Genomic DNA, 18529 nt, shown 5'->3' with positions numbered 1-18529 from the left:
CCCGTCAGACCCCCGCGGCGGGGGCGGCGGGGGCGATCGCGACGGCCAGCGCCAGGTCGTCGGAGCGCGCGGCGGCGTCCCCGTTGACGGCCCCCTCGGTCATCTCGACCGCGAGGACCTCCTCGGCGATGGTGCCGGCGTGGGCGCGCACGGCGTCAGCGACGTCGGCGCGCTCGGCGGCCCAGGTCAGCACGATGCGGTCCGAGACCTCGAGCCCGCGGGTCTTGCGCGCCTCCTGCACGACGCGCACGACGTCGCGCGCGAGGCCCGCGGCGCGCAGCTCGTCGGTGAGCTCGGTGTCGAGGCCGACCGACAGGCCACCCTCCGAACGGACCGCCCAGCCCTCGCGGGGCGTCTCCTCGACGACGATCTCGTCGCCGGAGAGCGCGATCTCCGCGCCGTCGACGACGACCGTCAGCGTCCCGTCGACCGGGGCGTCGGTGGAGGCCTTGACCGCCTCGGCGACGATCGGGGTCTGCTTGCCGAAGCGCTTGCCCAGCGCCCGGAAGTTCGGCTTCACGGTGACCTCGACGAGGTCGGACCCCGCCGCCTCGACGCGCCCGACGTTGAGCTCCTCGGCGATCTCGGCGAGCAGCCCCCTGCCCTCGTCGTCGGAGCCCAGGTCGGCGAACCCGGGCGCGGCCACCACCGCGCGCGACAGCGGCTGGCGCGTGCGCACCCCGCTGGCGGCGCGGGTCGACCGGCCCAGCTCGACGATCCGCGCCACGAGGGCCATGCGCTCCGCGAGCACCGGGTCGATCGCCGCCTCGTCGACGACCGGCCAGTCGGCGAGGTGCACCGAGTCGGGCGCGCCCTCGACGACGTCGCCCTGCAGCCGCGTCCAGAGGTGGTCGGTGGTGAAGGGGATGAACGGCGCCATGAGCCGCGAGAGCGTCTCGACGCAGCGGTGCAGCGTCGCGAGCGCCGTCGTGTCGCCCTGCCAGAAGCGCCGGCGCGAGCGGCGGACGTACCAGTTCGACAGCCCGTCGACGAACGACGAGATCGCGCGGCCGGCGCTCGAGGAGTCGAAGTCGTCGAGGGCGCGGGTGACCTCGCGGACGCAGGTCGCCAGCTCGCCGAGCACCCAGCGGTCCATGGGGTGGTCCGACGCCACCGGCTCGCCGGTCGGCCGCCACCCCGAGGCGTTCGCGTAGGTGACCAGGAACGACGCGGTGTTCCAGTACGTCAGGAGGATCTTGCGGACGATCTCGCGCAGCGCCTCGTGCCCGACGCGCCGGTCGACCCACGGCGAGCCCTGGGCGAGCATCAGCCACCGCACGGCGTCGGCGCCGTGGGACTCGAAGAGCTCGAACGGGTCGAGCACGTTGCCCAGGTGCTTCGACATCTTGCGGCCCTGCTCGTCGAGCAGCAGCCCCAGGCACACGACGTTCTCGTAGGACGACCGGTCGAACACCAGCGTCCCCACGGCCATCAGCGAGTAGAACCAGCCGCGGGTCTGGTCGATCGCCTCGCAGATGTACTGCGCGGGGTAGGCCGCCGCGAAGTCGGCCTCGTGGTGGTGCGGTGCGCCCCACTGGGCGAACGGCATCGCGCCCGAGTCGTACCAGACGTCGATGACGTCGGTGACGCGGCGCATCGTGCCGGTCCCGCTCGGCGCCGGGAAGGTCACGTCGTCGACGTAGGGGCGGTGCGGGTCGAGCTCGGAGAGGTCCTCGCCGGCCCACGACGACAGCTCGGCCAGCGAGCCGACGCACACCATCTCCGCCGGGTCGGCGTCGTTGCGCCAGATCGGCAGCGGCGTGCCCCAGTAGCGGTTGCGCGAGAGCGCCCAGTCGACGTTGTTCTCGAGCCATGCGCCGTAGCGCCCGTGCTTGATGTGCGGCGGGTACCAGGTGGTCCGCTCGTTCTCCTCGACCAGGCGGTCGCGCACCGCGGTGGTGCGGATGAACCACGAGGGCAGCGCGTAGTAGATCAGCGGCGTGTGGCAGCGCCAGCAGTGCGGGTAGGAGTGCTCGTAGGACTCCGAGCGCCACAGCACGCCCCGGGCCCGCAGCTCCTCGACCAGCGTCGGGTCGGCGCCCTTGAAGAACATGCCGCCGACGAGCGGGACGTCGGCGGCGAAGTGCCCGTCCGGCCCGATCGGGTTGACCATCTCGAGGCCCTCGGCCTTGGCGACGAGGTGGTCCTCCGCCCCGAAGGCGGGCGCCATGTGCACCAGCCCGGTGCCGGCGTCGGTGGTGACGTGGTCGCCGTGCACGACGCGGTGGGCGTCACCGAAGCGCTCGTCGGGGATCAGGTCGAGCGGGCGGCGGTAGTGGCTGCCGAGCAGGTCGGCGCCGGTGAGCCGGTCGGTGACCTGCGCGTCCTCGCCCAGCACCCCCAGGAGGTCCTCGGCGACGACGAGGTCGTCCCCGTCGGCGGTGGTCGCGCGGACGTAGACGATGTCGCGCGCGACGGCCACGGCGGTGTTCGACGGGAGCGTCCAGGGCGTCGTTGTCCAGACCAGCAGGTCGGCGCCGGCCCAGACGCCGTCGGTGAGCGGGAAGCGCACGTAGACCGAGGGGTCGACGTCGTCCTCGTAGCCCAGCGCCACCTCGTGGTCCGAGAGCGGCGTCTCGTCGCGGGGGCAGTAGGGCGTCACGCGGTGGTCCTCGACGAGCAGCCCGTCGTCGAAGATCTTCTTGAGCGACCACCAGACGCTCTCGACGTAGCGCGGCGCCATGGTCAGGTAGGCCTCGTCGAGGTCGACCCAGTAGCCCATGCGCTCGGTCATCGCGGCGAAGGCCGAGACGTTGCGCAGCGCCGACTCGCGGCAGGCGGCGTTGAACTCGGCGATGCCGTAGGTCTCGATGTCGCCCTTGCCGGTGAAGCCGAGCTCCTTCTCGACGGCGAGCTCCACCGGCAGGCCGTGGCAGTCCCAACCCGCGCGGCGCGGCACGTGGTAGCCGCGCATGGTCTTGAACCGCGGGAAGAGGTCCTTGAACGCGCGGGCCTCGACGTGGTGGGTGCCGGGCTGGCCGTTGGCGGTCGGCGGTCCCTCGTAGAAGATCCACGGCTCACCGCCGGCGGTGCGCTCGAGGCTGCGCCGGAACACGTCACGGTCGGCCCAGCGGGTCAGGACCTCGCGCTCGATCGCGGGCAGGTCCACGCTCGCGGGCAGGGGTGCGAACGCGGGCTGCCCCGCGGCGGTGGACGGCTGAGAGCTCACGTCTCGATCTTCCTCGTCGTGCGGTGGCCCAACCCGGCCAGGCTACCGGGCAGGGCACGGCGGCCCGCGGGCCGCGGGCCCGGGGCGTCAGCGGGGGGTGTCGAACCGGGCGGCGGCGATGTCCTAGACTGGTCCAGGTCGTCGGGCAGGACGTGCTGCGTCACGCTCGGTGATCGCCATGGGGTATGGTGTAATTGGCAACACGGCTGATTCTGGTTCAGTTGTTCTAGGTTCGAGTCCTGGTACCCCAGCTGCGAGCGGTGGCGGACCGTGATCTAGAGTCGTCGCCGTTCTCCTAGGGCCCCGTCGTCTAGCGGCCTAGGACGCCGCCCTCTCAAGGCGGTAGCGGGGGTTCGAATCCCCTCGGGGCTACTTCCACGGACGCGGTGCACCGGTTCCCGGTGCGCCGCGTTCGTCGTCTCCGGGGAGTGCTGCCGTGTCGTCCACCTACGTCCTCGTCCACGGCGCGTTCGCCAACGCCTCGCACTGGGGCCCGGTCTCCCGTGCCCTGGCGCTCGCCGGCCACCGGGCCGTGGCCGTCGACCTGCCCGGGCACGGGCTCGACGCCCGCCCCGGGGGCATGGCCGGCCTGTCGACCCCCGACGACGTCGCCGCGGTGGTCGGCGTCGTCCGCGCCGCCCGCGAGCACGGGCCCGTCGTGCTCGTCGGTCACAGCCGCGGCGGGATGACGGTGACGGCCGTGGCCAACGCGGTACCCGAGCTGCTCGACCACGTCGTCTACGTCTCGGCGTGGTGCTGCGTCGACGCCGGCCCGTCGACCTACCTCGCCGACACCGGGCCGTCGGCCCTCGACCGGATCGCCCCCGGCCTCATGACCGCCGACCCCGCCGAGGTCGGCGAGCTGCGGGTCGACCTGCACACCCACGACCCGGCGGCCCTCGACGCGCTCCAGGACGCGCTGCTCGCCGACGGCACGCGGGCCGAGCTGCTCGCGCTGCTCGCGGCGATGGACGTGCGCGAGGCCCTCGCGATCGACGAGGACCTCGTGCGCGTCGACCCGGAGCGCTGGGGCCCGCTCCCGCACACCTACGTGCGCCTGTCCGAGGACCGCGCGCTGTCGCCGGCGCTGCAGGACCGGTTCGTCCGCGAGGCCGACGCCGCGCTCCCGGTGCCCTTCGCTGTCGTCGACGTGCCCGCCTCGCACGCGGGAGTCCAGCTGCACCCCGCGCCGCTGGTGGAGGTGCTCACGGGCCTGTCGTCGAGCTGAGGTCGGGCCGCCGCTCGGGCGGCTCGGCCCACCGGATCAGCGCGACGGCGCCGACGACGAGCACCCCGCCCGCGACCTGCGTCGCCGTCGGTTCCTGGGCCACCAGCCACCAGGCGCCGAGCACGGCGAAGAGCACCTCGCTCAGCCCGACGAACGACGCCAGCCGCGAGCCGAGCCGCCCCACCGCGGCGATCCCGGTGAGGTAGGCCAGCGCCGTCGACAGGGCCGCGACGAGCAGGACACCGACCCACCACGGAGCGCCCCACCCGCCGAGGTCGATGGGCGCGGTCGTCGCGGTCAGCGGCAGCAGGCCGACGAGCCCGAGCAGCGCGACGACCACGCTGCCGACGACCGCCCCGCCCGCGGTGAGCACCAGGGCGGGCGGGCCCTCGGCCCCGCCGGCGTCGGCCGAGAGCCGGAAGTACGCCGCCAGGCACACCGCCGCGCCCAGGCCCCACAGGACGCCGACGACGTCGACCTCCGCCCCGCGCGCGACGTCGAGGACGAGCACGAGGCCCGCCACGGCCAGCGCGGCGCCCGCCAGCGTCAGGGGCCGGGGGCGGACGGCGGTGCGCGCCCACGTCCAGGCGAGCAGCAGGACCGGCGCGGTGTACTCGATGAGCAGGGCGACGCCGACCGACAGGTGCCCGACGGCGCTGAAGTAGCAGACCTGCGCGCCGGCCAGCGGGACGAGCCCGTAGACCACCACGGCCCGCCCGTGCCCGGCGCGCGGCCGCCACCCGCGGGCCAGGAGGAGCGCCAGCGGCACGGCGAGGAGGACCGCCGCGCCCGCCAGTCGGGCGAGCGCCACCGCCGGCGGCGACCACCCGACCGCGATCAGCGACGCCGCGAACGGCCCGGCCAGCCCGAAGGAGAAGCCCGAGAGCAGCGCGATCGCGAGTCCGGACGCGGTGCGGGGCGTCGGCCGCGCCTCCGGGTGCCCCACGAACGGTGATCAGAGCAGGCCGCGGGACGGACGGACAAGCGGCTCAGCCGGCCCGGCCACCGAGGTGCCGGGCGAAGTGCGCCTCCATGGCGCGGTAGAGCCGGAACCGGTTCTCGACGTTGGCGAAGCCGTGGCCCTCGTCGTCGGCGACCAGGTACTCCACCGGCACGCCGCGGTCCCGCAGCGACGTCACGATGTTGTCCGACTCGGCCTGCACCACGCGGGCGTCGTTGGCGCCCTGGGCGACGAGCAGCGGCGTGCGGATCCGGTCGACCATCGTGATCGGCGAGCGGGCGAGCATGTCGGCCTCCTGCTCAGCGACCGCCGGGTCGCCGACGTAGCGGTACCAGTTGTTGATCAGGGTGGGGCGCGCGAACTCCGGCAGCGTGCGCATGAAGTTCGCGAGGTCGGAGATGCCCACGTAGTCGACCGCGGCGGCGAAGAAGTCGGGGGTGACGGTGACGCCGACCAGCGCGGCGTAGCCCCCGTAGGACCCGCCGTAGATGCCGATGCGGTCCGGGTCGGCGAAGCCCTCGGTGACGGCCCAGCGGGCGGCGTCGATCAGGTCGTCGTGCATGGCCCCGGCGAGCTCGCCGATCGCCGCGGTGAGGTGGCGGCGCCCGTAGCCGGAGGACCCCCGGAAGTTGACCTGCAGGACGGCGTAGCCGCGATTGGCGAGGAACTGCACCTCGGGGTTGTAGCCCCAGCTGTCGTTCGCCCACGGCCCGCCGTGCACCATCAGCACCAGCGGCAGGTCCTCGAGTGGCACGCCCACCGGCAGCGTCAGGAACGCCGGCAGCTCCAGGCCGTCGCGGGCCGGGAACCGGACCGGGGTCATCGGGGCCAGCTCGTCGGGCGCGATGTGGGTGAACGACCGGAACAGCAGCCGGCTCTCACCGGTCGTCCGGTCGAGCAGCCAGGTCGCGCCGGGCGCGCGGTCGTGGAGGAAGCTCGCGACCCACCACCGCTCGGCGTCGTCCGACGACACCGAGTGCAGCGCGCCGTCGGACAGCGCGGCGAGCGCGCCGAACACGTCCGCGTACGCCGGGTCGAGGAGCTCGACACGCGGGCGGTCGCCGACGAACCGGGCGGCGATGACCTCGTGGGTGCGCGCGCTCTCGATCACGGTGGCCGGGAGGAGCGGCGACATCGCGCCCATGATGTCGAGGCTCTGGCCCTCGACGGCCGCGACGACGGTCTGCCGGCCGGTCGCGTGGTCGACGCGCACGAGCCGCAGGTCGTCGCTGTCCTGGTAGAGGCCGAGCAGCAGGCCCGTCCCGTCCGGGGTCACGAGCTGCGGGTACACGCTGAGCGGGTGCTCGGGGCCGCCGACCCTGAGCAGCAGGCGGCTCTCCTCGGGGCCGTCGACCGCGGAGAACTCCCAGTCGCCGCCGTCGGTGAGCTCGGCGAGGAACGCCGGGCGGCCCTCGCGGTCGAGGAGGTAGGTGCGGCGCGGCGAGGGGTGCTCGAGGTGCAGGGTGGTCTCGCCCGTGGCGACGTCGACGCGGAAGGCGTCGAACACCATCGGCCGCTGGTTCATGGAGACGAGGACCTGCCCGGGGGACGACGGCAGGGGCTCCACGGCGACGACCCGCGAGCCGGCCGGCAGGGGCGTCAGGTCGACGGCGGGCTCGTCCGGCGCGGTCAGGTCCACGCGGTGGAGGTGCCAGTCCTCGTTGCCGTCGGTGTCCTGCAGGTACAGCAGCCAGCGGGGGTCGTCGGTCCAGTGGTACTGCATGACGCCGCGACGCGCGTCATGCGTGACGCACACGGCGTCGGCGTGCTCCTCGTGGATCCCGCGGACCCAGACCTGCAGCCGCCCGTGGCGCGGGGCGAGGTAGGCGATCCGCGTGCCGTCGGGCGACACGGTCGCGTGCGCGAACTCGGGGTCGGCGAAGAAGTCCTCGACGTCGATGAGGCGCGGGCGGGACTGCGTGGGTGTGCTCATGGCGACCAGTCCAGTCCGTGCCGTCGCGGCACACTCAAGCCCGCGTGCCCGCCGTCACCCGGGACCTCGCCCGACCTCAGCCCAGCCCGCGGAACCCCGTGACCTCGAGCCCCGCCCCGGCGCCCGCCTCGAGCAGGCTGTCGGCGAGGTACTGGCCCGACGAGCGCTCGCAGTGCAGCAGATAGGAGCGCACGCCGGCAGTGCCCGAGGCGGCAGCTCCGCTGCGCTGCGCGCCGCGGTCGTCGCGGACGACGTCGGTGACCACGGCCGCGACCGACGTCCGCAGCGCGGTGCCGTCGGGCGTCACGGTGTCGGCGAGGTCGATCGCGCAGACGCCGGCGAGGACGCGCGGCGCGGCGGCGCCCTCGAGGCGGACGAGGGCGCGGCCGTGGGTGAGGTCGAGGACCGAGGTGAAATCGCCGGTGCCGGCGAGCAGCTCCTCGAGCGACGCCACGAGGGCCGCACCCGTGCCCGGCGCGCCGAGCACCAGCCACTCCCCGGGCCCGGCGCCCACGATCAGCACGCCGTCACCGCCGAGGTCGACCCGCCCCGTGCGGCCGTACCGCACCCCGAGGGCCCGCCGCGCGGCGCCGTCGAACGGGGCGCGCACGGCCACCTTGGCCAGCGGCGTCTCGTCCGACAGCGTCAGCGGCCCGACGGCCACCGTCGCGTCGACCTCCCAACCGTGCCGGACGGTCGGCGCAGCCGCCGCGATCGGGCTGCGCGCGATCGGGCTCCGCGCGACGGCGGTCGGCCCAGCTGTGTCAGCCACGGAGCCTCGCCCCCTCGGGGTCGACGTGGACGGGGTGGGTGACCTCGGCGGTGACGTCGCGGCCGTCGGGCAGCCGGACGGTGACGCGCGTGCCGACCTCGGCGAGCTCGCGGTCGAGCTGGGCCAGCCCGATCGACCGGCCGAGGGTGGGGGACATCCGGCTGGAGGTCACCCGGCCGGCGATGCCACCGGCGCGGTCGAGGATCTGGCTGGCCTCGGGCGGGACCACCGTCGCGTCGAGCGGGCGCAGCCCGACCAGGCGCGGGGCGGTGTCGCGCTCGCGCTGCCAGCGCAGCTCGGGCAGCCCGACGAAGTCGTCCTTGTCGAGCTTGATCAGCCCGTCGAGCCCGGCGCTGAAGCCCTGGGTGAGCCCGTCGGTGTCCTGCCCGACGATGGCGTGGCCCTTCTCCAGGCGCAGGATGCGCTGGGCCTCCACCCCGAACGGCCGCACGCCGAGGTCGGCGCCCGTGGCCATCAGCTGCTCCCAGACGTGCAGGCCGTGGCCCGCCGGCACGTGGACCTCGTAGGACAGCTCGCCGGTGAACCCGATGCGCCACAGCACGCAGTCGTCGACGCCGGCGACGCGCCCGGTGCGGACCTGCATGTAGCCGAACCGCTCGGGGTCGAGGTCCACCTCGGTGAGCCGGCCCAGCAGCGCGCGGGAGCGGGGGCCGGCGATGTTGATGCTGGCGTAGGCCGTGGTCACGGGCGTGACGTGGACGCGCCACTCGGGGTGGGCGGTCTGCAGCCAGTTCTCGACCCACTCCCACACCGTCGCCGCGCCCGAGGACGTGGTGGACATGAGGTAGTGGTCCTCGCCGAGCCGGCCGGTGACGCCGTCGTCCATGACGACCCCGTCCTCGGCGCACATGACCCCGTAGCGCACCTTGCCGACGCCGAGCTTCGACCACCTGTTGACGTAGAGCAGCTCGAGCAGCGACGCGACGTCGGGGCCGCGCAGGTCGAGCTTGCCGATCGGCGTGACGTCGATGATCCCGACGCCGGTCCGCACGGCGGTGACCTCGCCGGCCGGGTCGCCGTAGTGCTCGGGGCGGATCCACTGCCCGGCGATCAGCGGCACCGCGCCGTGGCGCTCGTGCCAGGGCTGCATCGGCGAGTAGCGCACCGGCTCGTGGCTGCGCCCGGCCAGCGCCCCCAGGGTCACCGGCGCCCACATCGGGCGCCACGTGGTCGTGCCGGTCTCGGCGATCGTGCGGCCGGTCGCGGCGGCGAGCACCGCGACCGTGTTGACCGTCTCGAGCTTGCCCTGGGCCGGGCCCATCGTCGCCGTCGTGTAGCGCTTGACCAGCTCGACGGAGTCGTAGCCCTCGGCCGCGGCGGTGGTGATGTCCTTGGCGGAGACGTCCTCGGAGAAGTCGACGAACCCGCCGGTGCCGGCGCTGAACAGCTCGGGGTGGTCGGCGACGGGCAGCGTGGGGACCGCGACGGCCGCACCCGCGCTCCGGCCGGCCCGCCGTGCCGCCTCGCGGCCCACGGCGCCGGCGTGCTCGACCAGCGCGTCCACGTCGCCGTCGCCGACGATCCCGCCGGCGGCCAGCACGTTCTCCGGCATCCGCGTCGGGTCCGGCACGAAGCGCGCGGCGCGCGGCTCGTAGACCGGGCGGTCCCCGGACTGGTTGAGCAGCGACGTCGGCGCGGTCCACCCGACGGCGGTGACGAGCAGGTCGGCCTCGACGCGGCGTCCGTCGCCGAGCTCGACGACCCGCAGCCCCGAGCGCCCGTGGGCGGCGCGCACCGACTCGCCGCGCCGGGCGTCGACGACGTCGGCCACCTCGACCCCGGCGGACTCGAGGTCACCGACGGCGGCGTCGCCCTCGGGGTTGGCCGTGAGCACGACCGCCCGCCGTCCGGGGCGTACGGCGTGGAGGTTCACCAGGCGCCGGACCGCGGTGGAGAGCACGACGCCGGGCAGGTCGTTGCCGGCGAAGACGTAGGGCCGCTCCACCAGCCCCGGCGCCACCACGAGCACGCCCGCGCGGGCCTTGACCAGCCGCTCGTCGACCCCGGGGATGCCGCGGGCGACGATCGGGATCCAGTTGTCGTCGAAGCGGGCGCCGACGACCGCGTCGGTGAGCACCTCGATCGCGGGCTCGGCGGCGACCTGCGCGCGCAGCTCGGCCAGGCGCGCGAGCTCGGCCGGCCCGCCCCAGCGCAGGTGCCCGCCGAGCTGGTGCTCCTCCTCGACGAGCATCACGGTGGCACCGGACCGGGCGGCGGTGACGGCGGCGGCCATGCCGGCCGGACCACCGCCTGCGACGACGACGTCGGGGTGGGCGTAACGCTTGTCGTAGACCCCGGGCGCGGTGTCCGGCGGCACCTCGCCGGCGTGCACGAACGTGCGCAGCACCTTCTCGTAGGCCGGCCAGAGCACCTCGGGCTTGATGAAGGTCTTGTAGTAGAAGCCGGTGGCGAGGAACCGGCTCGCGAGCCCGTTGACCGCGCGGACGTCGAAGCGCAGGGACGGCCACGTGTTCTGCGAACGCACGTCCATGCCCTCGGCGAGCAGCCGGTGCGCGCCGCGGACGTTGGGCTCGTCGCCGACCTGCACCATGGCGCCGGGGTCGAGGTAGTTCGCGGTCAGCAGGCCGCGCGGGCGGTGGTACTTGTAGCTGCGGGAGAACACGCGCTCGCCGGCCGCCGCCAGGGCCGAGACGATCGTGTCGCCGGGGTGGCCGGTGTACGGGGTGCCGTTCCAGCGGAAGCCCACCGTGCGCCGGCGGTCGATGACCTCGCCGGCCCGCGGCGGGAGGCGCTCGGCGTCCGAGCGGTCGGTCGCCCGGGTGCGCCGGGGCGTGGGCAGCAGGCTCATCGGGCGGCCCCCGGCGTCGCGGTGCCCGCGGTGCCCGTCGTACCCGTCGTACCCGTCGCCGCGTCCCGGACCGTCCGGACCTCGTGGGTGAGCGTGTGCCGCTCGACCGACAGGTACCGGCGGCACCCCGCGCGGTGGTACCAGGTCTCGGTCGACCAGCCGCACGGGTTCGCGTGGACGTGGAGGTAGTGGCGCCATTCTTCGGGCGTCACGGTCGCGGGGTCCGGGCGCGAGCCGGCCTCGCCGACGAACCGGAACTCGGTCGCGTTGCGGGGCCCGCACCAGGGGCAGGGGAGCAGCATCATGTCTCGGTCACCTCGGCAGGGATCGCGGGGCGGGGAGCGGGGCGGGTGGGCCTCAGTGATGCTCAGTGGCCCACGGCGGCCGCCCCCTTCTCGCCGACGAGCCGCCCGTCGCCGAAGCGGTCGAGGCCGAAGGCGGAGATGATCTCGGGCGGCTTGCCGTGCGCGAGGCACGCGGCCATCGCCTCCCCGGACACCGGGCCGGCCTTGAAGCCGTAGGTGCCCCAGCCGACGTCGACGTAGAAGCCCTCGACCGGCGTCGGGCCCATGATCGGCGAGTAGTCCGGGGTCATGTCGCAGAGCCCGGCCCACTGGCGCAGCAGCCGCATCCGGTGCAGCGCGGGCATGAGCTCGAGGACGTGCCCCGCGATGCCCTCGGCGAACTCCAGCGACCCGCGCATCGAGTACGACGCGAACGGGTCGACGCTCGCGCCGAACACCAGCTCGCCCCGGTCGGTCTGCGACACGTAGACGTGCAGGGTCCCCGAGACCACGACGGTGTCGAGGAACGGGCGCACCGGCTCGGTGACCGCGGCCTGCAGCGGCGAGGTCTGCACCGGCATGGACACCCCGGCCATGTCGGAGATCAGGCTGGCCCAGCCGGCGGTGGCGTTGAGCACCACCGGGGTCGCGATCCGCCCGCGGTTCGTCTGCACGCCGGTGACCCGGCCGCGCTCGACGTCGATGCCGGTGACCTCGGTCTGCTGGTGGATGTGCACCCCGTGCGCGTCCGCGCCGCGCGCGTAGCCCCACACCACGGCGTCGTGGCGCACGATCCCGCCCGGCGGGTGGTAGAGCGCTCCGAGGATCGGGTATCGGGTCTCCTCGCTCGTGTCGAGGTAGGGCACCAGCTCGGAGATGCGGTCCGGCCCGATCACCTCGGAGTCGACGCCCTGGAGCTTGTTGACCTCGGTGCGCCAGTGCATGGTCCGCAGCGAGGCGTCGTTGTGGGCGAGGGTGAGGTGCCCGCGCTGGGAGAACATGACGTTGTAGTTCAGGTCCGCGGCGAGGTGCTCGTAGAGCTTCACCGACCGGTCGTAGAACCGCACGCCCTCGGGGGTGAGGTAGTTCGAGCGCAGGATCGCGGTGTTGCGCCCCGAGCCGCCCGAGCCGATGTAGGCGCGGTCGAGCACGGCGACGTTGCGCATGCCGTGGTCGCGGGCCAGGTAGTAGGCGGTGGCCAGGCCGTGCACCCCGCCGCCGATGATCACTGCGTCGTAACTTCCGCGCAGCTCCCGCTCGTGCCAGGCGCGCGGCCACTCCTCGCGGACGAGGCCGTGGCGCAGCAGGCTCCACGCCGAGTAGCCGCGCAGGCGTCCGGGCCGGTGCCCGTTGCCGTTCGTGCTGGTCACCGGGGCGTCCTCCTCGACGGTTCGGTGCGTCTCACGCCTGGGTCAGGTAGCGCCGCACTTCCCAGTCGGACACCGAGGCGTGGTAGTCGTCGAACTCCTGCTGCTTGACCGCGGCGAAGTAGTCGACGAAGTCGCCGCCCGAGGTCTTGCCCAACGCCGCGCGCAGGACGTCGTCGGCGACGAGCTCCTCGACCGCGCGGTCGAGGGTCTTGGGCAGGTGCTTGATGCCGCGGGCGCGGACCTCGTCGGTGCTGAGCGTGAACAGGTTGTCGTCGGTGCAGGTGCCGGGGTCGATCTCCCGGTCGATGCCGTCGAGGCCCGCGGCGAGCAGCACGGTGGCGGCCAGGTAGGGGTTGGCCGACCCGTCGACACCGCGGTGCTCGACGCGCCCGCCCTCGGGCACGCGCAGCATCACCGAGCGGTTGTTGCCCCCGTAGGCCACGTAGGCCGGCGCCCACGTCGATCCCGACGTCGGGGCGCCGACGCCGATGCGCTTGTAGGAGTTGACGGTCGGGCAGATGATCCCGGCCGACGCGCGGCCGTGCTCGATCAGCCCGCCGACGTAGTGGTAGCCGGTGCGCGACATGCCGAGCGTGTCGGCGTCGTCGGCGAAGAGGGCCCGGCCGTCCTGCGTCCAGAGGCTCTGGTGGATGTGCATGCCGTTGCCGGTGAGGTGGGACAGCGGCTTGGGCATGAACGTCGCGACCATGCCGGCGTCGTACGCCAGCATGTGGATCATGTAGCGGAAGAAGATGGCGCGGTCGGCCGTGGTCAGGGCGTCCGCGTAGTGCCAGTTGTTCTCGAACTGGCCGTTGCCGTCCTCGTGGTCGTTGGCGTAGTTGCCCCACTCGAGGGCGTTGAGGTGCCGCGACACCGTGGAGAGGTGGTCCCACATGCGCGTCAGGCCCTTGACCTCGTAGCAGGGCTTGTCCGCGGTGTCGTGCGGGTCGGCGGGCTCGAGGCCGCCGTCCGCGCGCCGGCGCAGCAGGCTGTACTCCAGCTCGGTGCCGGTGTTGAACACCCAGCCGCGCTTGTCGGCGAGCTCGGAGAGCTGCCGGCGCAGGATCACCCGCGGCGCGTAGGGCCACGGCTTGCCGTCGACGTGCGGGTCGCAGTGCAGCACCGCGACGCCCGGCTTCCACGGCAGCTTCGTGTACGACGCCGGGTCGGGGACCGCGAGCACGTCCGGGTCGGCGGGCGACTGCCCGAGGTCGCCGGCGGCGAAGCCCGCGAACCCCGCGCCCCCGTCCATGAGCAGGTCGAACGACGAGGACGGGACCGCCTTCGCGCAGGGCTTGCCGTGCAGGTCCACGAACATCGCCAGGAAGAACTCGATGCCGTCCGCCTCGGCGCGCTCCCGCAGCTCGTCGCGCGTGTCGCCCATGCCGCCTCCCGGAGTCGTGACGGCCGACGACCGTGTCGGTCCCTCGGTGTCCCGTCCCGCGGCGGTCGCGTCGACCGCTCCCGCCCGAACAAGGTCTGGACCGAGAACCATTCACGCCGGCGCCGACGGGTGTCAACCCCGTCACACGCGCCACGGCGTCGCGGGACGCCGGGCTCCCTCTCGTCCGGACACGCACGGTGACGCGCGGGGTAGCCTCCGGGCATGGTCCGGCAGGTCTCCTCCACCACGCTGGCCCAGGCCGTGGCGGACCACCTGCGCATGCGCATCCATCGCGGCGACGTCAGCCCGGGCGAGCGCCTGCCCGCCGAGCGCGAGCTCGCCGAGCAGCTCGGCGTGGCGCGGATCAGCCTGCGCGAGGCGATCCGCCAGCTCCGCGAGGACGGCTACGTCGAGGTCCGCCGCGGCTCCACCGGCGGCACCTACGTCACCGAGCTGCACCGCCCCGCCGAGGCGTGGCGGGCCCGGATGCGGGCCCAGGCCGGCGAGATGGACGACATCATCGACTTCCGGATCGCCCTGGAGACCGAGACCGCGGCGCTGGCCGCGCGGCGGCACACGGCCGTTGGGCTGGCCCCGGTCCGCGAGGCGGTGCTCGCGCTCCACGACGTCATCGGGCGCACGGCGTTCCGCCAGGCCGACTCCCGCTTCCACGTCGCCCTCGCCCGCGCCGCGGGCAACGAGCGCCTGGCCGTCGCGGTCGAGACGGCGCGCGGTGAGTTGTTCAGCCCCCGCGACCTCCTGCCGTTCCGCGAGCCGGTCGAGGAGACGCTGCGCGACCACCGGGCGATCTACGAGGCGGTCGCGGCGGGGGACGCGGCGGCGGCGTCGTCGGCGATGCGCGCGCACCTGGAGGGGACGCGGCGGCAACTGAGGATCATCGTGTTCGGCGCCGAGGACGGGGCGGACGACGTGGCGTGGAGCCAGGTCTGACGGCGGACCGCGTCCAGTCGGCTTGACGCAGGCTTGACACGGTGTGGCGTGGGTCTCCTATCGTTGCCCCGTCCATGGTCCCTCCACCGGACCAATGCACGGCCCGTACCAGCGACCGCACGACGTCGTGACGCTCGCGTGGACCGTCCGAGGTGACGGTGCCGCCCCCGCCCCGACCGCTCGCCGGTGCGCGCGAACGGAGGCACGCAGATGGCAAGCCTCGACGACCGGATCGCGACGCTGTTGCGTCGTGACCGGCTCCTCGCGATCGGGAGCACCGTCGCCATGTGGGTGGTGCTGGTGTTCGTCTTCGTCGCCGCCGCCCCGACGGTGCCCGGCCCCGCGCTGCTCGTGGTGCTCGGCGTCGCGATGGTGGCGCTCGGGGGCCTCAACACCGCCTCGGCGATCGCGCTGATCCGCCGCTACCGGCTGGCGAAGGAGCAGGTCTACCGCCCCGACATCGAGAACCTCGACGCCATCCGGGCGGCCAGGCGCGGGAGCGCGTCGTGAGCGCGCCGGGCGGGCAGCGGGAGACCCGCGAGCACTACGAACCGCCGAAGCAGTCGGTCCGTGGGCAGCTGCTCGACGCCGTCGTCGTCCTCGCCCTGATCTTCGTAACCCTGTTCGCCACGACCTACCTGACCGAGTCGGCGGACACGACGACCCCGCCCGCCCGCCCGCTGGCCGAGCTGCCGTTGACCCCGGGCGAGCGCGAGCAGTACCAGAAGATGATCGACACCGGGGTCGCCGACCTCGAGACGATCACCGCCGGCGTCGAGGCCAACCAGCCCAGCGACGACAAGTACACGATCGACGTCCTGGCGCTGGTGGGCACCGCGGCCCTGCTCGCGGCCTACCTCGCGTTCGTCTACCGCGTGTCGTTCCGCGAGTACCGCGAGGTCGTGGAGGAGAGGTTCGGTGCGCGCACGCCCGAGCACGACGGGGAACCGGGAGGGACGTCATGAGCACGGTGGCCGTGGTCGAGCTCGTCGCGTGGGTGGCGAGCGGGCTCCTCGCGTTCTGGCTGGTCGCCGACATGCTGCGGACGGGTCGCCAGCACGACGAGTCGACGCTGGTCAACGCCCCGGACCCGCTCGACGACCCACCGGTCGCCGGTGACGGCACGGGGGTGAGGTCGGCATGAGCGCCACCGAGGACCGGTCCACGACGCCGGCCACCACCACCACCGCCGCCCCCGCCGCCGGCCCGCCCACCACCGAGCGCCCGGCCCTGCGCCGGGTTCTCGCCCCGATGCACATCTGGGCGCTGGGCGTGGGCATCGTGCTCGTCGGCGAGTTCATGGGCTGGAACTTCGCCGTCGAGAAGGGCGGGATGTACGGCGCGCTGGTCGCCTGCTGGGTGGTCGGCCTGCTCTACACCTGCATCGTCATGATCAACTCCGAGGTGACCTCGGCGATCCCCGCCGCCGGCGGGCAGTACGCCCAGGCCAAGCACACGATCGGGCCGCTCATGGCGTTCAACGTCGGCCTGTACCTGACGCTGGCGTACACCATGCTCGAGGCCGCCAACGCCAACGTGCTGAGCTCGCTGCTCACCGCCCTGTCCGGGCTGCTGGGCAGCGAGCAGGAGCTCTCGCCCTACCCGTTCGCGGTGCTCGCGATCCTCGCGCTGGCCTTCCTCAACTACCGCGGCGTGTTCGCGTCGCTGACGCTCAACCTCGTCATCACCGGCTTCGCCTTCGCGACGATCCTCGTGCTGTTCATCGGCCTGCGGGCCTGGTCGCCGACGGCCGAGCTGGACCTCGCGGGCCTCGCGGGCGACGCGACGAACGCGCTGCCCTACGGCTGGATCGGCGTCATCGCCGCCTTCCAGTTCGGCATGTGGTTCTACCTCGGCATCGAGGGCACGGCCCAGGCCGCCGAGGAGTGCCGGTCGGCGCCGCGGTCGGTGCCGCTGGGCAGCCTCGCGGGGATCATGACGCTGATCATCGCGGCGTCGCTGACCTGGTTCGTCTGCGCCGGCGTCCTGCCCTGGCACTACCTGGGCACGGCGATCACCCCGTTGTTCGACGCCGCGCTCGTCTCCGGGCAGGACGTCCTCGTGGTGCTCCTGCTGCTGGGGACGCTGTGCGCGACGCTCGCGTCGGCCAACGGGTGCATCAACGACGCCTCGCGGGCGTGGTTCTCCATGGGCCGCGACCGCTACCTGCCCGAGTGGTTCGGCGCCGTGCACCCGCGGTACCACACGCCGTTCCGGGCGATCGTGTTCCTCGTGCCGGTGGCGATCGCGTTCGCGCTGCTCCCGGTGGTGCTCGACGAGCCGACGCTGCTCTCGACGGTGATCACGTTCTCGATCCTGTCGGGGCTGCTGATGTACAGCTTCATGGGCCCGAGCTTCATGCGGTTCCGCAAGCTGTGGCCGCTCGGCACGATCGCGCGCGCCTACACGCTGCCGCTGCACCCGGCACCGGCGATCGCCCTCGTCGCGCTCTCGGCGACGGTCTTCTTCGCGACGTTCCTCGGGTACGGCATCGCCCTGCTCTCGATCCTGGCGTTCTACCTGCTCGCCTCGATCTGGTTCGTGGTGCGCCGCTACAAGTTCGTCCGCCGCGGCGCGCAGTTCACCGCGGACCTGCCCCGGCCGCAGGGGTACTGACGGTGTCGCCGACGACGGCCGGCGTGCTGGTGGTGCTCGTGGCGGCGGCGGTCGCGCTGACCGTGCTGCACCGCGGGGCGCGCCGGGCCGACGCCGCGCAGCGCGCGCAGCTGTTCGACGCGGTCTTGCCGCTGCTCGACGACGCGCGCCTGTCCGGTGACCATGGGCGGGGCTACCCGGAGCTCACGGGGAGCTGGGAGGGCCGCCCGGTGCGGCTGCGGGCACTGGTCGACACGCTGGCCCTGCGCAAGCTGCCGGTGCTGTGGGTGGAGATCGTCGGAGAGCGCCCGCTGGAGGTCGCGGGCACCGTCAACGTCCTGCTTCGCCCGCAGGGCTGCGAGGTGTTCTCGCCCGACGCCGGCTTCCCCCACGAGCTCGAGGCGCCCCCGGGCGTCCCGCGACCGTCGCGGGTCTCGTGCTCCGGGCGGGACCGGGCGCCGTCGCCCGCGGCGCTGGCCCGCGGCCTCGCGCCATCGGCCGAGCTCCTGGCGGACCCCGTCACCAAGGAGCTGAGCATCGGCCGGCGCGGGGTCCGGGTCGTCCTGCGCGTCGCCGAGGGCGACCAGGCGAGCTACCGCACCACCCGCCGCGCGGTCTTCGACCGGCCGCGGGCCGACGCCGCGGCGGTGCGCCGGGCCCTCGACGTCCTCACGGCGGTGGGCGACGCGGTGGGGGACCGGGAGCCGGCGGGGACGGCTCCGGGGACTGCTCAGGGGACGGTGGCGTGATGCGCGTGCGTCCGTGGCTGGTGCTCCTCGTCGCCGTCGTCCTGCCCGGCATGGGGCACGTCCTGGCTCGCCTGCCCGTCCGCGGCCTGATGTTCGCCTTCTACACGCTGCTGCTCGGCGTGATCACGTGGCAGCTCACGACCCCGGAGACGTCCCTGGTCGGCCGCCTGGCCGGAGGCCTGTTCGTCTACGCGGTGAGCGTGCTCGACGCCTACACGTGGGCGTCGCGCCGGGCCGGCTCGGGAACGTCGGCGGGGACGGCGGCGGGGTAGGCGTCCGGTGGTCGACGTTTCGTGGCGGGCA

Annotated in this window: 16 protein-coding genes and 2 tRNA genes; 10 read left to right on the top strand and 8 right to left on the bottom strand. The window is 73.9% G+C overall.

What is annotated here, in order from left to right; translation table 11 throughout:
- Positions 1 to 4 precede the first annotated feature (4 nt).
- Entirely contained in the window at positions 5 to 3169 is a 3165-nt protein-coding gene (ileS, locus tag ACYX4T_RS10545) for an isoleucine--tRNA ligase (protein ID WP_476014473.1), read from the bottom strand.
- 179 nt (positions 3170 to 3348) lie between these two features.
- Between ileS and ACYX4T_RS10540 the strand changes: the two genes are divergently transcribed.
- The 3 genes from ACYX4T_RS10540 to ACYX4T_RS10530 all read left to right on the top strand — a co-directional run bounded on the left by ACYX4T_RS10540 (position 3349) and on the right by ACYX4T_RS10530 (position 4397).
- Positions 3349 to 3420, top strand: a tRNA-Gln gene (locus ACYX4T_RS10540).
- 48 nt (positions 3421 to 3468) lie between these two features.
- Positions 3469 to 3541, top strand: a tRNA-Glu gene (locus ACYX4T_RS10535).
- A gap of 64 nt (positions 3542 to 3605) precedes the next feature.
- Positions 3606 to 4397 carry an alpha/beta fold hydrolase gene (locus ACYX4T_RS10530; protein ID WP_476014472.1) on the top strand — a complete coding sequence of 264 codons (792 nt, stop codon included), beginning with the start codon at positions 3606 to 3608 and terminating at the stop codon, positions 4395 to 4397.
- Here the strand turns inward: ACYX4T_RS10530 and ACYX4T_RS10525 are convergent.
- The 7 genes from ACYX4T_RS10525 to glnT form a co-directional block, all read right to left on the bottom strand.
- Positions 4375 to 5343: an EamA family transporter gene (locus ACYX4T_RS10525; RefSeq protein ID WP_476014471.1), complete on the bottom strand. Its 969-nt coding sequence runs from the start codon at positions 5341 to 5343 to the stop codon at positions 4375 to 4377. The two genes, ACYX4T_RS10530 and ACYX4T_RS10525, sit on opposite strands and share 23 nt — an antisense overlap.
- A 43-nt stretch (positions 5344 to 5386) precedes the next feature.
- The gene (locus ACYX4T_RS10520) at positions 5387 to 7291 is read right to left on the bottom strand and encodes a S9 family peptidase (protein ID WP_476014470.1); all 1905 of its coding nucleotides are present in this window, start codon (positions 7289 to 7291) and stop codon (positions 5387 to 5389) included.
- A gap of 76 nt (positions 7292 to 7367) precedes the next feature.
- Entirely contained in the window at positions 7368 to 8063 is a 696-nt protein-coding gene (locus ACYX4T_RS10515) for a hypothetical protein (protein WP_476014469.1), read from the bottom strand.
- Positions 8056 to 10893 carry a 2Fe-2S iron-sulfur cluster-binding protein gene (locus ACYX4T_RS10510; RefSeq protein WP_476014468.1) on the bottom strand — a complete coding sequence of 946 codons (2838 nt, stop codon included), beginning with the start codon at positions 10891 to 10893 and terminating at the stop codon, positions 8056 to 8058. Before ACYX4T_RS10510 ends, ACYX4T_RS10515 begins: the two co-directional genes overlap by 8 nt.
- Positions 10890 to 11198 (bottom strand): sarcosine oxidase subunit delta, encoded by a 309-nt coding sequence (locus ACYX4T_RS10505; protein WP_476014467.1) that lies wholly within the window; start codon positions 11196 to 11198, stop codon positions 10890 to 10892. The genes ACYX4T_RS10510 and ACYX4T_RS10505 overlap by 4 nt, the downstream gene beginning before the upstream one ends.
- Positions 11199 to 11260: 62 nt before the next feature.
- Complete coding sequence (locus tag ACYX4T_RS10500) at positions 11261 to 12547, bottom strand: FAD-dependent oxidoreductase (RefSeq protein ID WP_476014466.1); 1287 nt, start codon at positions 12545 to 12547, stop codon at positions 11261 to 11263.
- A gap of 31 nt (positions 12548 to 12578) precedes the next feature.
- Entirely contained in the window at positions 12579 to 13931 is a 1353-nt protein-coding gene (glnT, locus tag ACYX4T_RS10495; protein WP_476014465.1) for a type III glutamate--ammonia ligase, read from the bottom strand.
- A 222-nt stretch (positions 13932 to 14153) separates the two neighbouring features.
- Here glnT and ACYX4T_RS10490 point away from each other — a divergent pair, with 222 nt between their 5' ends.
- From ACYX4T_RS10490 to ACYX4T_RS10460, 7 genes are all read left to right on the top strand, one after another.
- A complete protein-coding gene (locus ACYX4T_RS10490; protein ID WP_476014464.1) occupies positions 14154 to 14882 on the top strand; it encodes a FadR/GntR family transcriptional regulator in 729 nt (242 codons plus the stop codon).
- Positions 14883 to 15092: 210 nt separating this feature from the next.
- A complete protein-coding gene (locus tag ACYX4T_RS10485; protein WP_476014463.1) occupies positions 15093 to 15392 on the top strand; it encodes a hypothetical protein in 300 nt (99 codons plus the stop codon).
- The gene (locus tag ACYX4T_RS10480; RefSeq protein WP_476014462.1) at positions 15389 to 15847 is read left to right on the top strand and encodes a hypothetical protein; all 459 of its coding nucleotides are present in this window, start codon (positions 15389 to 15391) and stop codon (positions 15845 to 15847) included. Before ACYX4T_RS10485 ends, ACYX4T_RS10480 begins: the two co-directional genes overlap by 4 nt.
- Positions 15844 to 16026, top strand: coding sequence for a hypothetical protein (locus ACYX4T_RS10475; protein ID WP_476014461.1), 183 nt, complete (start codon positions 15844 to 15846; stop codon positions 16024 to 16026). The genes ACYX4T_RS10480 and ACYX4T_RS10475 overlap by 4 nt, the downstream gene beginning before the upstream one ends.
- Positions 16023 to 17498: an APC family permease gene (locus ACYX4T_RS10470; RefSeq protein ID WP_476014460.1), complete on the top strand. Its 1476-nt coding sequence runs from the start codon at positions 16023 to 16025 to the stop codon at positions 17496 to 17498. The genes ACYX4T_RS10475 and ACYX4T_RS10470 overlap by 4 nt, the downstream gene beginning before the upstream one ends.
- A 2-nt stretch (positions 17499 to 17500) precedes the next feature.
- Positions 17501 to 18226 carry a hypothetical protein gene (locus tag ACYX4T_RS10465; protein ID WP_476014459.1) on the top strand — a complete coding sequence of 242 codons (726 nt, stop codon included), beginning with the start codon at positions 17501 to 17503 and terminating at the stop codon, positions 18224 to 18226.
- Positions 18226 to 18498 carry a hypothetical protein gene (locus tag ACYX4T_RS10460; RefSeq protein WP_476014458.1) on the top strand — a complete coding sequence of 91 codons (273 nt, stop codon included), beginning with the start codon at positions 18226 to 18228 and terminating at the stop codon, positions 18496 to 18498. The genes ACYX4T_RS10465 and ACYX4T_RS10460 overlap by 1 nt, the downstream gene beginning before the upstream one ends.
- Positions 18499 to 18529 lie beyond the last annotated feature (31 nt).

This window comes from Actinomycetospora sp. ABD4_176 (assembly GCF_056311855.1).
This window is presented reverse-complemented; position numbering and strand designations above follow the sequence as displayed.

Coding starts and splice junctions, on each gene's coding strand:
- ACYX4T_RS10490 (WP_476014464.1), top strand. CDS start 14,154: ATGGTCCGGCAGGTCTCCTCCACCACGCTGGCCCAGGCCGTGGCGGAC.
- ACYX4T_RS10475 (WP_476014461.1), top strand. CDS start 15,844: ATGAGCACGGTGGCCGTGGTCGAGCTCGTCGCGTGGGTGGCGAGCGGG.
- ACYX4T_RS10510 (WP_476014468.1), bottom strand. CDS start 10,893: ATGAGCCTGCTGCCCACGCCCCGGCGCACCCGGGCGACCGACCGCTCG.
- ACYX4T_RS10460 (WP_476014458.1), top strand. CDS start 18,226: ATGCGCGTGCGTCCGTGGCTGGTGCTCCTCGTCGCCGTCGTCCTGCCC.
- ACYX4T_RS10485 (WP_476014463.1), top strand. CDS start 15,093: ATGGCAAGCCTCGACGACCGGATCGCGACGCTGTTGCGTCGTGACCGG.
- ACYX4T_RS10505 (WP_476014467.1), bottom strand. CDS start 11,198: ATGATGCTGCTCCCCTGCCCCTGGTGCGGGCCCCGCAACGCGACCGAG.
- ACYX4T_RS10520 (WP_476014470.1), bottom strand. CDS start 7,291: ATGAGCACACCCACGCAGTCCCGCCCGCGCCTCATCGACGTCGAGGAC.
- glnT (WP_476014465.1), bottom strand. CDS start 13,931: ATGGGCGACACGCGCGACGAGCTGCGGGAGCGCGCCGAGGCGGACGGC.
- ACYX4T_RS10470 (WP_476014460.1), top strand. CDS start 16,023: ATGAGCGCCACCGAGGACCGGTCCACGACGCCGGCCACCACCACCACC.